1 pseudogene is annotated in these 549 nt (G+C 54.8%); it reads left to right on the top strand.

The window, feature by feature from the left end:
* Positions 1 to 486: pseudogene (locus GJV78_RS22775) on the top strand (hypothetical protein); the annotation flags it as partial.
* Positions 487 to 549 lie beyond the last annotated feature (63 nt).

Raw genomic sequence — 549 nt, 5'->3', positions numbered from 1 at the left:
CGGCTGTTTAACGGCGCCTCGTCCCGGCTGCATGTTCTGCATTCGGAGAAAGTGAAGCTCTTTCTTAAAGTTAGCCAAAAGGCACTGGGTGTAATGTCCGGGGCTATTACGGCCGGCTATGATTTTTATCACGCGGTTGATGAACGATATAAAGGGCATACCGGGCTAGCGGTGGCGTACGGGCTGTCGGGCTTAGCCGGAGCTTGGCTGATCTTTGCAGCGTTAGCCAATACGGTGCCGGTTATCGGCACCATTATTGCCGTTATTATTCTGCTCGGCGCGGCGATCTACCTGGCATTTAATGAGCGCGACAGGATACAGAAGTGGTTGGTGCAGTGCCTGTGGCGGCGAATCCCCGTAGACCCGGGGTATAACAAAGAGGACCAGGAGGAGTACCGAAAGCGGGAGGCCGCGGATCTGCCCGTCTGGCCGACCATGCAAATGGAGATGGACGAGCTGAAGCTCGCATTAGGCGCGGAGGAGTGAGATGGAGTATTTTGGACTTTTACCCAAATTCAGGCTGAACCGGCCGCTGAATGAGGATGAAAA

This window comes from Intestinirhabdus alba, from assembly GCF_009711095.1.
GTDB lineage: Bacteria > Pseudomonadota > Gammaproteobacteria > Enterobacterales > Enterobacteriaceae > Intestinirhabdus > Intestinirhabdus alba.
The sequence above is the reverse complement of the archived record's forward strand: the minus strand, read 5'-3'. Positions and strand labels throughout refer to the sequence as shown.